A 12,902-nucleotide genomic window follows, 5' to 3' on the forward strand; every position below is an offset into this window, starting at 1 on the left:
TTAATTTACTATATATGAAAAAAATATTTTCCTGGCCGGTCGTGGCCCTTGGACTTAGCCTGGGCTTATCGGCATGTAAGGATGCGCTTGACATTCAGCCGCAGCAGGCCATTGACCTTTCGACAGCTTTCAATACTACCCAGAAAGTGGGGGCGGCCGTAGTTGGCTGCTACTCGCAGCTCGATAATTCGAGCCTCTATGGTACCGACCTGATTTTGGTACCCGAGCTGATAGCCGGCGATGGCTATATCTCGTGGGAGGGGTCTTTTCAGAACTATGCGCAGCTGGCCAACCATATCCAGAACGCGCAGATTAGCAATGCGCTGGAAATATGGCGGGCGGCCTACGCCAATATCAACCAAACCAATGTGGTGCTGGCTAACCTGGGCGTAGTCACCGACAGTACCCAAAAGCAGCAGTTCCGGGGCGAGATGCGCTTTATCCGGGCGGCAATGTACTTCGAGCTGGTACGCCTTTACGCGCAGCAATACAAGGCTGGGACAAACAATACCCAGCTGGGTGTGCCGCTGGCCCTGACCGCCAACACCACTATTGCCCAGGGCGACACCAAGCTGCCCCGGGCAACGGTTGAGCAGGTGTATGCGCAGGTTATCAGCGATTTGCAGGCGGCTATGAAGAATCTGCCAGCCCAGAACGTAACCCGGGCCTCTTCGTTCTCGGCCGAGGCCCTGCTGGCACGAGTGTATTTGCAGCAAGGCAACTACCCGGCGGCCCGTGCGGCGGCCGACGACGTGATTACCAACAGCGGAGCATCGCTGGCAGGTACCCTGGCGGCCGTTTTTCAGAATCGCAACAGCTCCGAGAGCCTGTTCGAGATTCAGCAGAATGACCAGAACAACGCTGGCACTGCCAACAGCGGCCTGGCTACCTTCTTTGCGGGTTACAGCCCGACCGGCGACCAGGGTATTAGCTATGGCCGGGGCGATGTGCGGGTTAACGGCGATTTTGCCAATCTGTATGGCAGCTCCGACGTGCGCGGCACCGACTCGCTCACCATTCTGCGAACCAAAAAGCTTATTTACCTGAGCGACGGCAACACTAAGCCCAACCACCTGCGCACAATAAAGTGGCGCACGTATGGTCAGGATATTCCGCTGATTCGCCTGGCCGAGATGTACCTCATCCGGGCCGAGTGCGACATTCGGGCCGGCAAATCGGGTGATGCTGATATTAATAAAGTGCGGCTGCGCTCCGGGGCTACCCCCGTTATCGGAGCCATGCTGCCCGATGTGCTGCTGGAGCGGCAGTTGGAACTGGCCTTTGAGGGCTTCCGTCTCTACGACCTCAAGCGCACGAATGGCGTGATTCGGCCTTTTCAACCTGCTATTCCCCCTACCGCAACCGACCCTGGCTCGCCCGCCGTACCAGCCTTTAACGCAAACGACCCCAAAGCGATTCTGCCCATTCCTTACCAGGAAATCAACAACAATTCGCTGCTGGTGCAAAACCCCGGCTACTAAGCTCACGAGACAGTACAGAAAGAGGCCCGCGACGTTTGTCGCGGGCCTCTTTTAGTTGTGGCTGGGCTTTACTTATCGGCAGATAGCGGGGGCGCTATTCCTGGTCGTCGTCTTCCTCATCGAAATTCAGCTCCCGCGCCAGGTCCACCGCCTCGGCCTGCACCTGGGCCAGCAGGTCGGGCGCGTCGGCGTCGAGCGTGCGGGCGAAGAGGTCAAGCAGGGCTTCGCCTTCGTCGTTGACGTAGAGATTGGTATAAATCTGCTCAAACAACTTGTTTTCCTTGCCAATCTGCTTGTCGATTTCCTGCGGCGAGTGGGCCGTGTTCAAGGCGCGGTGCAGTACTTCGGCAGCGCGGCGGGCCTCATCGTGGTCGCCCAGGTCGCCGAGCAGGCGCAGCAGGCTCATGGCCACACCCAGGCGCCACTGCTCGAAGCGGAAAGGCTGGTCGCGGCCGGTAGCCTGCTCGAAGCCGGCTTCGGTACCCAGCGCAGCGGGCGTAAGATAGTGAGCTGCCTCAGCGGGCTCACGGAAGGCAAGGCGAAGCAGGGTTTCGTAGGTCGTCATCTGTTTGGTATTGTTTAGCTCCCCCATACCTGCCATACAAACAGCGAGGCCACGTAGGCCAGGCCGGTCATGTACACGAGCTGGCCCAGGGGCCAGCGCCAGCTTTTGGTTTCGCGGTACGTAACGGCCAGTGTGCTCATGCACTGCATGGCAAACACGTAAAACACCAGCAGCGACAAGGCCCGCACCGGCGTAAAGAACGGCCGGCCCTGCGCATCTTTTTCGCCGGCCAGCTTTTGCTGCACCGTGCCCAGGTCGGCATCCTGGCCCACGCTGTAAATGGTGCTCATAGTGCCCACAAATACCTCGCGGGCCGCGAAGGACGTGAGCAGCGCAATCCCGACTTTCCAGTCGAAGCCCAGCGGCTGGATGGCGGGCTCCAGCACATGCCCGAAAGAGCCTGCGTAGGAGTTTTCGAGGCGGGCCGAAGCCACGCGCCGCTCGGTTTCGGCAGCCGACCAGTGCCCGGCGCTGGCCGTTTGCTGCATCTGAAGGGCGGCCTGCTCCTGCCGCCGGCCCGGACCATAGCTGGCCAATACCCACAGCAGTATTGAGATGGCAATGATTACCTTGCCAGCCTGCGTTACGAAGGCTTTTACTTTCTCCACAATCGTCAGGCCCACGTTTTTCCAGCGCGGCCAGCGATACACTGGAAACTCCATGATGAAGTAGCTGCGCTCGCGGGCTTTGAGCACGGCTTTCAGCAGCAGCGCCGACAGCAGCGCAGACGTGAGCCCCAGCAGGTAGAGGCCCATCAGCACGAGCCCGCGCAGGTTGAATAGGCCGAGCCACGCCTCGTCGGGCACTACCAGCGCCACCAGCACCGTGTATACCGGAATGCGCGCCGAGCACGACATCAGGGGCGTGACGAATATCGTCAACATCCTATCTTTCCAGCTCTCAATGGTGCGGGCGCCCATAATGGCCGGCACCGCGCAGGCAAGCCCCGAAATAAGCGGCACCACGCTCTTGCCGCTGAGCCCAAACGGACGCATCAGCTTGTCCATGAGAAAAGTGACCCTGGCCATGTAGCCGGTTTCTTCCAGCACCGCCAGGAAGGCAAAGAGCAGGGCAATCTGCGGAATAAAAATCAGCACCCCGCCCAGGCCGGCTATCACGCCCTCCGTAAGCAGCCGCACCAGCGGCCCGTGAAAACGCGCCTGAATAGCCGCGCTCAGGGCCGAAATGCCCTGGTCTATCCATTGCATCGGATACTGGGCCCAGGCAAAGATGGCCTGAAACAGCAAAAACAGAATTGCCAAGAAAATAAGGTAGCCAAATATGCGGTGCGTCAGCACCTTGTCGATGCGATTGGAGGCTGGCTCGCGGCGCTCGGTGCGCGTCACGGTCACTACCTCCAGCAGCAGCTCATTTATGTGAGCGTAGCGCGCTACCGTTTCGGCCGCCTGCTGGGCGGTAGAGTTGAAAGCAGCTTTTTCGGTAAGCGTGGCCAGGTACTGGCGGTCGTCTTCGCTCAGGAAGTGCAGCTGCCGGAACTGGTGGGCATAGTGCAGCGCCAGGTAGTCGTTGGGCAGCTTAAAGTGCTGGCGAATCTCGGCCAGCAGCGGCCGCAGCTCGGGCGCCGGCTGCCAGAAGCGGCCGGCCGGCGGCCGGGCGGCCAGGCGGTCGGCCATGACGATGCGCAGCGCGGCCAGGCCCACTCCCCTGCGCGCATTCATCGGCACCACGGGCACGCCCAGCTCCCGCTCCAGCGTCGCTACATCGAGCTGAATACCGCGCTCAGCAGCTACATCGGTCATGTTGAGCGCCAGGATGGCCGGCAGGCCCAGGTCGGCGAGCTGCGAAAACAGCAGCAGGCTGCGGCGCAGGTTGCTGGCATCCACGGTCACTACCACAAAGTCGGGGTAGTCGGGCGAGCGCGGATTATAAAGCAAATCGGCAATAACGCGCTCATCGAGGCTCTTGGGATAGAGCGAGTACGTGCCGGGCAAATCCACTACTTCGGCCCGGCGCTGCCCGCCGAGCTGGGCAATGCCCGTTTTGCGGTCGACGGTAACACCGGGAAAATTCCCCACCTTCTGGTTGAGGCCCGTCAGCTGATTAAACAGCGAGGTTTTGCCCGAGTTGGGATTGCCGATGAGGGCCAGGCGGGGCAGGCGCTCCGGGGCCGCCTCCCGCGGGCCGGGGAGCGGCGACGCCTGCCGCACATCCTTACTAGCGCCCACCATTACGTTTGGGTTAGTCTTTTAGCTGTATTGTGAGGGCCTCGCTTACGCGCAGCGACAGCGTATATTCTTCATCCCCGAGCACCAGCATGAGCGGGTCGCCGAGGGGAGCGCGGCCCGCCAGCCGCACCTGCGTACCCGGAATGCACCCCATATCGAGCAGCTTGAGGGCCATCTGCGGGTCTTTCAGGCAGCATACAGTGGCCGATTCGCCGGGCCGCAGGTCGTTGGCGGTGCGGCGGCCGGAAGCCGGCTGCTGAGCAGCCACAGCGGTGGAGCGACGAAAAAGAGCCACGATAGCAGAGTGTTTGGTTATTTAGATTTAATTCAAACAAAGATACGGCACTTTAGTTGCCCGACCCAGCCAATAGGATTTTTTATCCACTATAAGGCCGTTCGTCTACAATCCGGCGGGGTTCGCCGCAACGTACTAAAGTCTTGACTAAAAGGCCAGCCTATCTATGCAAAACCTAAGCTTTTCAAGCTTATTTTTGCATTAGCCAGTCCTCTTTCTACTTACAAATGTTTCAACGTTTATTTTATTTTGCACTATTCGTATGCGTTGCCAGCGGCACCGTACGAGCGCAGTCTACTTCGCCCGCTCCTTCGCTCTTAGCCGGCAAAATTATTGACAAGGCCACGAAGGAGCCTCTGCCGTTTACCTCTCTTAGCCTGAAGTCGGAACAGACCGGGGCACTCAGCAATGAGTTTGGGGTTTTTCAGCTGCCTGGGCCGGTGAAAAACGATACCGACTCGCTCATTGTGATGGCGCTGGGCTACGAGCATCTGGCCATTGCAGTAGAAAAGGGTAAACCCATGGCCAACCTCGTGCTGGAAGTGAGCCGCCGCGCCATTGCCCTGAAAGAAGTAACGGTGAAAGGGGGCAAAGTGAAAAACCTGGAGCTGGGCACCAGCTCCAACCGGCCGGGCGATGGCCTGCTGCAAGGCCAGCCCGGTGGGCAGTATGCCTTTTTTGTCAAGAATGACAAAAACAAGCGGTTGGGCAACATCCGCTCGGTGTCGTTCTACATCGGCGAAAACGGCTTCCCCGCGAGCCGTTCCGGGTGCGCCTCTACAAGCCCGACGGCAACTACAACTCGCCCAATACGGATATCCTGACCGATAACGTGGTAGTATCGGCCCCGAAAGGCGGCCAGTGGTACACCGTTGACCTGACACCTTACAATGTGGTAGCGCCCGAAGAAGGCTTCTTTGTGGCGATGGAATGGATTGTGAGCGGCGACAAGTTCTTCAATACCAACTTTATGGACGACAGCTATACGCCCTACGGCCAGATTATGCGCCCGACCTTCGAGTTCAAGGAAAGCCGTACCTGGACGTACTCCATCGCTAAAGGCTGGACGCTGCTGACGATGGCCACCGCCGCCGGCCAGCACTACAATGCCATGATTAAGGCAGAAGTGGACATGATTAAGTAAGCACTATATAGTTAATACAAACTAAAGGGTTGCCGCCGCTCCATAACCCCGGAGCAGCGGCAACCCTTTTAGTTTGGCTGGAATACTTAGAGCCTATCCGAAAAATAAGAAAGTTGTAGCCAGACGCGAGAATTTTGGGGTTACCACACCTTGCAAGATTCCCGTTGCGTCCGACTACAACCGACTACGAAGCTACGATTCATGCCGATTTTTTGCCCTCGCCGGCCTTGTGGGCCGCCGTCGAGCCGCTGCTGCCGGCCGTGCCCAGCGGCCTTGGCCAGCGGGGCCGGCCACGTGCCTGTGACCGCCAGATGTTCTTCGCCATGTACTACATTTTGTGTACGGGATGCAGTGGAAAGCCCTGCCGCGGTGCCTGGGGGCGGCCTCCACGGTCCATGACCGGTTCCAGGAGTGGACCCGTGCTGGGGTGTTCAAGCAACTCTGGACCAGCGGGTTGGTCCAGCTGCAGGCCGAAGGCCGCCTGGACTGGGACTGGCAGTGCCTCGACGCCTGCCAGACCAAGGCCCCGCTTGGCGGCGAGGCCGTTGGCCCCAACCCCACCGACCGGGGCAAGGGCGGCGTCAAGCGCCACGTGCTGACCGAAGCCCAGGGCCTACCCATTGGCGTGGCCGTCACCGGGGCCAACGTACACGAAGTCACTCAGGTGCAGGCCGTGCTCGGCTCGATGCCCGTGCTGCCCCCACCGGCCGAAGGCGATTTTGCGCCCGGTTTCTGCGCCGATAAGGGCTACGATGCCGAGGCCATTCGCCGCCTGCTGGCCCGCTGGGGCTACCGCGTCCACATCCTGGGCCGGGGCGAAGAAGCTGACAAGTGCCGGACCCCGCATTACCGTGCCCGCCGCTGGGTCGTCGAGCGCACCCATGCCTGGTTCCACCGCTTTCGCCGCTTGCTCATCCGCTGGGAAAAGAAAGTGGCCAATTATGAAGCGTTCTTGCACTTGGACTGCGCCAACACCATCTGGCGACACTCCCTCTTATTTTTCGGATAGACTTTTAGTTACCCGCGTGCCCAACCACCCACCGCCGGATAAACTCCTGCACGCCGGGGTCAAACGTAGGCTTGGGCTCACCGCCCAGCATATTCCACTGGTATAGTGGCGGTTGCATGAGGTGGTTAATTCCCTTGGGCCGATACATGGTCAGCAGGCGGTTGCCACTGGCCTTAAAGGCCTGCTTCAGGGCCGGCAGGTGCCGGGCGGGCGGGGCCTGCTCATCGGCCTGGCCCGTTATCAGCAATACCGGGCACTGCACGGCGTAGATATTCTCGGTCGGGTCGAACGATAAAAAGGAACGATGCCAGGGCGTAAGCAGCGCCGCCGTCTGGCGCTGGCCCTCGGCAGCCGACAGGGCTGGGTCACTCTGGTGCAGCATATTAGCCACGATGGTCTGAGTTTGGGCCAGGTTGGCCGGGTTGCGGATAATGTCGTACAGTTCCTGCTGCCGACGCACCCGCAGGCTAAACTGCACGGGCGGGAGCTTCTGCGCCCGCCACACTTGCTCTTGCTGCAGCAACAGGGTTTCGTGGCCGGGCAGCCCGTAGGTGCCCAGGCCCACTACAAAAGCCGGCGGCAGCGGCGAGGCGGCCACCAGCAGCGCCACGTTGGCTCCTTCGCCGTGGCCGATTACCCCTAGGTGCATCAGGTCTATCTCGGGGCGGGTACGCAGGTAGTTGAGCGCTGCCTGCAGGTCGCCGGCCCGCTGAATAGGCGTAGCGGAGTCGCCGCTGCCGCCCGATTGCCCCGTGCCCCGGTCGTCGAGGCGCAGCACGGCAATACCGCGGCGGGTGAGGTAATCGGCCAGGGTGCCCAGCATGCGGTAGCTCAACATTGTAACCGGCGCGCCCGGCGTAAGCCCGTCGCGGTCCTGCTGGCCGAAGTCGGATACCAGTACCACGGCCGGAAACGGGCCGGTGCCCGGCGGCAGCGTGAGAGAGCCGGCCAGCCGCAGCCGCGCGGTATAGCTTGTCACTATTACCTCTTCGACCTGGTAAGGAGGCGTAAACCTGGCCACCGCATCGGTGGGGGTGCTGCTGTCGAAGGCCTCGTGGTGCAGGGTTATGGGGGTGCGCTGGCCCTGCCGGCACCACAGGCCGCTCAGTTCCTGGCCATCGGGCGAGCGGCGGCCCAAGAACCGGCTGCTGGTTTCCGACACTAGCAGCACCACCGAGTCGGTGCCGGTAGGCTGCCGCACGTCAATGGGTATCCGATTGAGTTTCTGCACGGGCACGTCGAGCGCCGCAAAATAGCTGCCGCCCGTCAGGCGCACCATGCTTACGCTTAAATCAAGGGCGCCTCCGGGGGCCAGCAGCTTCCCTCGCCATAGTCCATCGAGGGTTGCGGCCGTGCGGGCATGGCTGGCGAAAGAGCTACCAGGCTGTGCCCGTACGCCCTGCGCCAGCCACACCAGCACCATCGCCAAGCCAATTAGCCTACTTGTTTTCATAGATAGCAGTGAGGGAGCCAAGCTATTGTGCATCCGACAATTAAAAACCTGGCTCAATAGCCATTACTCGGGCGAAGTTAGGGGCCAGACGCAACGAAACCAGCGGCGCAATGCTCTTGCAGCCACCCGGGTTTTGTAAGTGACCGGCAGCGGGCTGACGCTGCCCAGCCGGGTGGCGCCAGCAGCCTGGAGCAGGGTTCCGCACGGGTCCCGACTTTTTTTATTTGCCAAGTAGGAATTTTTCTAGAAATTTCCCGGCTACCCTACTTTAGATGCGAAGCCTTGTAATTAAATTTGTGGGCCGGAGCCCTATCCATTTCTTTTTTACTGTATGATTAAGCGTTTACTATTCCTTTTGATTATTGGCAGCCTGCTGCCCACGCTGAGCTGGGCCCAGCAGGAAGGCCGCATTACGGGCCGCGTGGTGGATGAAAAGACGCAGGACCCTATTCCGTTTGCCTCCATCAACCTGCGCGAGGAGCAAACCGGCGCGCTTACCAATGAATACGGCTACTTTCAGCTGGCTATGCCCACCAAGGTAACCGAAGACTCGGTTGTCGTGATGGCGCTGGGCTATAAGCGAACCGCCCTCTACGTGAAGCGCGGGGCCAATATGGAAGAGATTATTATTCAGCTTCCGAAGCAGGCCGTTGCGCTTGCCGAAGTAAAAGTGGAAACCAAGGGGGTAAAACCCACGCTGTTGGGTGCGCACTCCAACTCGCCGGGCGCCGGTATGATTCAGGGCCTGCCGGGCCAGCAGTATGCCTTCATGTGCAAAAACGATAAAGCTAAAAAGCTCGGTCTCATCCGCACAGTATCGTTTTTTATCGGGGAAAACGGCTTCCCGCGTGAGCCGTTCCGGGTACGCATCTACAAAGCGAACGGCAACTACAACGCGCCCAATGAAGACATGCTGACCGAGAGCGTTATCGTTTCGGCGGCCCGTGGGGGCGAGTGGTTTACGGTCGATTTGTCGCCCTACAACCTGGTAGCACCTGAAGAAGGCTTCTACGTGGCAATGGAGTGGATTGTGAGCGGTGACAAGTTCTACACCACTAATTTCATGGACAACTACACGCCTTACGGCCAGATTCTGCGGCCCACTTTCGAGTTCAAGGATAGTCGCACCTGGAGCTATGCCATTGGCCGCGGCTGGAACCTGGTAACGCTGGCCAACGGCGGCTCGCACTTCAACGCTATGATGCGCGCCGAGGTAGACGCCTATAAATAAGGCGCGCTCCCCTACTGCTGCTAGCCATCCGATAAGACACTACCCGGCAACCCTATAAAGGCGAATTACTAAAAATGCCTCCGTCGCTAAGCGACGGAGGCATTTTGCATTTTAACAAGGCTGGCTATTGCGCAGCCAATAACTTTACCTGCTGCCGACCGGGCGGGGCTACTTCACCCGCACGGCAATTTCTACGCGGCGATTTTGCTGGCGGCCGGCGGCCGTTGCATTGGAGGCAACCGGCGCACTGGCGCCAAAAGCCTCGGTGCTTACGTGGTCGGCCGCGAGCTTATCAGTGGTAGTAAGATAATTTTTAACCGCCTGGGCGCGCTTCTCGCTCAGCTCGCGGTTGTAGCTTTTGTCGCCACGGGCATCAGCAAAGCCGAGTACCCGCACCTCTTTACCGGCGTAGCGCTGGTTGATAGACGCGCCAATTTGCTTGAGCGCAGCGGCGGCGCTGGGCTTGATATCTGACTTGTTGGTATCGAAGAGGATTTTCTCGTCTACCCCGTACACCTGGTAATCGTCATTGCCGCGCACGGTGACGCCGGGCGTGTTAATCTCCGAAAGCTTCACATCGGAGAGCTTGGCCTTGGTGAGGTCGAAGGCGTTGCTGATGGCGCTGCCGGTTTTGCTGGCGGCGCTATCGACGCCATTCGCGGCTCCTGTAGCAACATCGCTCACCGTTTTGCCGGTGCGCGCCACTACTGCGGTATCCTTGGTCGCTTCGCCAAGGGTATTTTTCTCATCCGATTTTTTGAGGTCGCTGCAGCTGGTAAAAACGAGCGTGGCCGCTGCCAACAGCGGAAACAATGATTTGGTCATGGTGAAAGAAGGGTTAGAACGAATGCAAAAAGCTAGGCCACATACGGAAACCCGGCCGTAGTGTTAGCACATTCACATCATTCGCTCACAAACACCCGCTTCACCCGCTCACTTACGTTGGTCAGCAGCTCGTAGGCAATAGTACCAATGCGAGCCGCCAACTCGCTTATGCCCAGCGCTTCGCCAAACACTATCGCCACGTCGCCAGGCCGGGCATCGGCGATATCCGTTACGTCTACCATCACCATATCCATGCACACCGAGCCCACCACCGGGGCGCGGCGGCCGTGCAGCAGCACCACGCCCCGGCCGTTGCTGAAGCGCCGGTCGTAGCCATCGGCGTAGCCAATGGCCAGCGTGGCTACGCGGCGCTCGTGGTCGGTGGCGGCCCCGCGCCGCCCGTAGCCGACGGTAGTGCCGGCCGGCAGCGTTTTTATCTGGGAGATAGTTGTTTTCAAGGTGCTTACCGGTAGCAGATTAGCAGCATCCTCCGCCCCCGCCTCTACGCCATACAGGCCTACGCCCAGGCGCACCATATCGAGCTGCGCCTCGGGAAAGCGCCGAATGCCGGCCGAATTGAGCGCATGCTTGAGCGCCGGGTAGCCCAGCACCGCTTCTATGGCCGCCGCCATACGCCGGAAAGTGCTCAGCTGCTGCCTGGTAAAATCGTCGTGGGCCGGGTCGTCGGCCGCCGCCAGGTGGGTCATGATGCCCGCCACTGGCAAGGCAGCGCGGTGGGCGGCCAGCAGCGCCAGCAAGTCGGGCAATTCTTCTTCGGCAAAGCCCAGGCGGCGCATACCCGTATCGAGCTTGATATGCAGCGGCGGCAAGGGCCCAGCCCCATCGGCAGTTGCTTCGCGGGCGGCTTGCAGGTAGTCGCGCAGGCGCTCCAGCGAGTAGATTTCGGGCTCCAGCCTATAGCGCCGCAGCTGGCTGAAGGAATCGGGCCCTGGGTTCAGCACCATAACGGGCAGGCTAATACCACTATCGCGCAGCTGCTGGCCTTCGTCGGCATAAGCCACGGCCAGGTAGTCGGCCCGCTGAAACTCCAGCAGGCTGGCCACCTCGTAGGAGCCGCTGCCGTAGGCGAAAGCCTTTACCATCACCATGAGCTTCGTAGCAGGGTTCAGGCGCTGGCGGTAGTATTGGAGATTGTGCGTGAGCGCATCCAGGTTTACTTCGAGCACCGTGCCGTGCTGGGGCTGCTGCAAAGCCGCTACCACGCGCTCGAAGCCAAAGCGCCGCGCGCCTTTTACCAGGATGGTTTCATTTTGAAAATCAGCGGGCCGCAGCTCCGCCAGCAGTGCTTCGGTGGAAGCATAAAATTGAGTTAGGAGCTGGCTATTTTGAATTCCTTCTGCTAACTCATCACTCCTACCTCCTAACTCATAGCTCAACTCCTCACCTACCCCAATGAGGCGCGTTACGCCGTGGGCCTGCACCAGCGCTGCCACGCGGGCGTAGAGCTCGGCACCGCTGAGACCCGATTCGAGCACATCGCTGAGAATGAGCGTACGCCCACCGGGCCGGGCCTGCCGGCTCAGCGCATCGAGCGCCAGCGAGAGGCCGGCGAGGTCGTTATTATAGGTATCATCGAGCAGGTAGCAGCCGTGGCGGCCGGCTTTCATTTCGAGGCGCATGGCCACCGGGTGCAGCCGCAGCAGGCGGCGCTGAATCTCGGCCGAAGCCAGCGCCTTGGCGGGGTCGAGCTGCCGCCACAGCAGCACGGCCAGGCAGTGCAGCGCGTTCTCGACCGACGGCTCATCGGCAAAGGGCAGCGTGAAGCGCGAAGCGGCCCGCAGCGCCAGCCGCTCGTTGGTGAAATGCGCCGCGGCTTCGGCTTCGCCCAACCGCACGCGCACGCTGGTAGTGCCGGCCGAGTTGGCTGTCAGCCGAAAGCGCAGCGCCGCGCCGGGAGCATCGCGGCGCGTCCAGGCCAGGGCCGGCAGGCCGCGCACCCGCACGGCGGCGTGTACCACGGGCTGATCGGCGCAGTATACCAGCAGCTCGAAGCCGGGCAGTTCGAACAGGCCGAGCTTTTCTCCCAGCTTTTCTTCTTCGGAAGAAAAGCCAGCGTCGTGGGCCGTACCCAATGTGGTAAAAATGCCGTGCGTGGGCCGGATAATCGCGGCCAGTTTCTGCATCTCGCCGCGCTCCGAGATGCCAGCCTCAAAAATACCCAGCGTGTGGCGGCCGGGTGCCAGCTCCCACACGCTCAGCGGCACGCCCACCTGCGAGTTGTAGCTTTTGGGCGAGCGGCAGATGTCTTCATCGGAGGCCAGCAGCTGAGCCAGCCACTCCTTCACAATGGTTTTGCCGTTGGAGCCCGTGATGGCCCACACCGGCCCGGTGAAAGCCGCCCGGTGCCGCGCCGCCAGCGCTTGCAGCGCGGCCAGCGTATCGGCCACCTGCACGAAGCCTGCGCCCGCAAACGGGGCCAGGCTGGCCGGCGGCTGGCTCACCACAAACAGCCGCACGCCGCGCGCGTAAAGCGCCACCAGGTGCTGGTGGCCGTCGTGATTGGGCCCGCGCAGGGCGAAGAACACGGCGCCGGTCACGAGGCCCACGCGGCGGCTGTCGAGCAGCAGCGTGGCGAGGGCAGCATTGGTGGCGGGCGCTTGCAGCAGGGTGCCGCCGAGCAGGGCCGGCAGGTCAGAAAAACGAATGGACATGGCCCGGCAAAGGTCGGGAAGTAGCGTGGACTCTGCGAGTC

At 60.9% G+C, this 12,902-nt stretch carries 11 protein-coding genes; 5 read left to right on the forward strand and 6 right to left on the reverse strand.

Annotated elements, in window-relative coordinates:
* Positions 1-14: 14 nt before the first annotated feature.
* The gene (locus GKZ67_RS14605; RefSeq protein ID WP_173243642.1) at positions 15-1,481 is read left to right on the forward strand and encodes a RagB/SusD family nutrient uptake outer membrane protein; all 1,467 of its coding nucleotides are present in this window, start codon (positions 15-17) and stop codon (positions 1,479-1,481) included.
* 94 nt (positions 1,482-1,575) lie between these two features.
* On the opposite strand, the gene GKZ67_RS14610 is transcribed toward GKZ67_RS14605, so the two are convergent.
* The 3 genes from GKZ67_RS14610 to GKZ67_RS14620 are packed head-to-tail and all read right to left on the reverse strand — an operon-like array spanning position 1,576 to position 4,527.
* Entirely contained in the window at positions 1,576-2,073 is a 498-nt protein-coding gene (locus tag GKZ67_RS14610) for a hypothetical protein (RefSeq protein ID WP_173243645.1), read from the reverse strand.
* The gene (gene feoB, locus GKZ67_RS14615; protein ID WP_173243647.1) at positions 2,061-4,235 is read right to left on the reverse strand and encodes a ferrous iron transport protein B; all 2,175 of its coding nucleotides are present in this window, start codon (positions 4,233-4,235) and stop codon (positions 2,061-2,063) included. The genes GKZ67_RS14610 and feoB overlap by 13 nt, the downstream gene beginning before the upstream one ends.
* A gap of 10 nt (positions 4,236-4,245) precedes the next feature.
* Complete coding sequence (locus GKZ67_RS14620; protein ID WP_254244848.1) at positions 4,246-4,527, reverse strand: ferrous iron transport protein A; 282 nt, start codon at positions 4,525-4,527, stop codon at positions 4,246-4,248.
* A 227-nt stretch (positions 4,528-4,754) separates the two neighbouring features.
* On the opposite strand from GKZ67_RS14620, the gene GKZ67_RS14625 reads away from it, so the two are divergent.
* The 3 genes from GKZ67_RS14625 (at position 4,755) to GKZ67_RS14635 (ending at position 6,680) form a co-directional block, all read left to right on the forward strand.
* A complete protein-coding gene (locus GKZ67_RS14625; protein ID WP_173243650.1) occupies positions 4,755-5,351 on the forward strand; it encodes a carboxypeptidase-like regulatory domain-containing protein in 597 nt (198 codons plus the stop codon).
* Positions 5,297-5,671, forward strand: coding sequence for a hypothetical protein (locus tag GKZ67_RS14630; protein WP_173243653.1), 375 nt, complete (start codon positions 5,297-5,299; stop codon positions 5,669-5,671). Before GKZ67_RS14625 ends, GKZ67_RS14630 begins: the two co-directional genes overlap by 55 nt.
* Positions 5,672-5,868: 197 nt before the next feature.
* Positions 5,869-6,680, forward strand: a protein-coding gene (locus GKZ67_RS14635; protein WP_410505076.1) for an IS5 family transposase whose coding sequence is annotated in 2 segments (ribosomal slippage) — positions 5,869-6,022 and positions 6,022-6,680 — 813 coding nt in all. Because the reading frame shifts where the segments join, the coding sequence is not laid out codon by codon here.
* 4 nt (positions 6,681-6,684) lie between these two features.
* On the opposite strand, the gene GKZ67_RS14640 is transcribed toward GKZ67_RS14635, so the two are convergent.
* Positions 6,685-8,133, reverse strand: a complete 1,449-nt coding sequence (locus GKZ67_RS14640; protein ID WP_173243656.1) for an alpha/beta hydrolase — start codon at positions 8,131-8,133, stop codon at positions 6,685-6,687.
* A 331-nt stretch (positions 8,134-8,464) separates the two neighbouring features.
* Between GKZ67_RS14640 and GKZ67_RS14645 the strand changes: the two genes are divergently transcribed.
* Positions 8,465-9,364 (forward strand): carboxypeptidase-like regulatory domain-containing protein, encoded by a 900-nt coding sequence (locus GKZ67_RS14645; RefSeq protein WP_151085840.1) that lies wholly within the window; start codon positions 8,465-8,467, stop codon positions 9,362-9,364.
* 168 nt (positions 9,365-9,532) lie between these two features.
* On the opposite strand, the gene GKZ67_RS14650 is transcribed toward GKZ67_RS14645, so the two are convergent.
* The gene (locus GKZ67_RS14650; protein WP_173243659.1) at positions 9,533-10,189 is read right to left on the reverse strand and encodes an OmpA family protein; all 657 of its coding nucleotides are present in this window, start codon (positions 10,187-10,189) and stop codon (positions 9,533-9,535) included.
* Positions 10,190-10,266: 77 nt separating this feature from the next.
* Positions 10,267-12,861, reverse strand: a complete 2,595-nt coding sequence (locus GKZ67_RS14655; RefSeq protein ID WP_173243662.1) for a bifunctional UDP-N-acetylmuramoyl-tripeptide:D-alanyl-D-alanine ligase/alanine racemase — start codon at positions 12,859-12,861, stop codon at positions 10,267-10,269.
* Between the last annotated feature and the right edge of the window lie 41 nt (positions 12,862-12,902).

This window comes from Hymenobacter sp. BRD67 (assembly GCF_013256425.1).
GTDB lineage: Bacteria > Bacteroidota > Bacteroidia > Cytophagales > Hymenobacteraceae > Hymenobacter.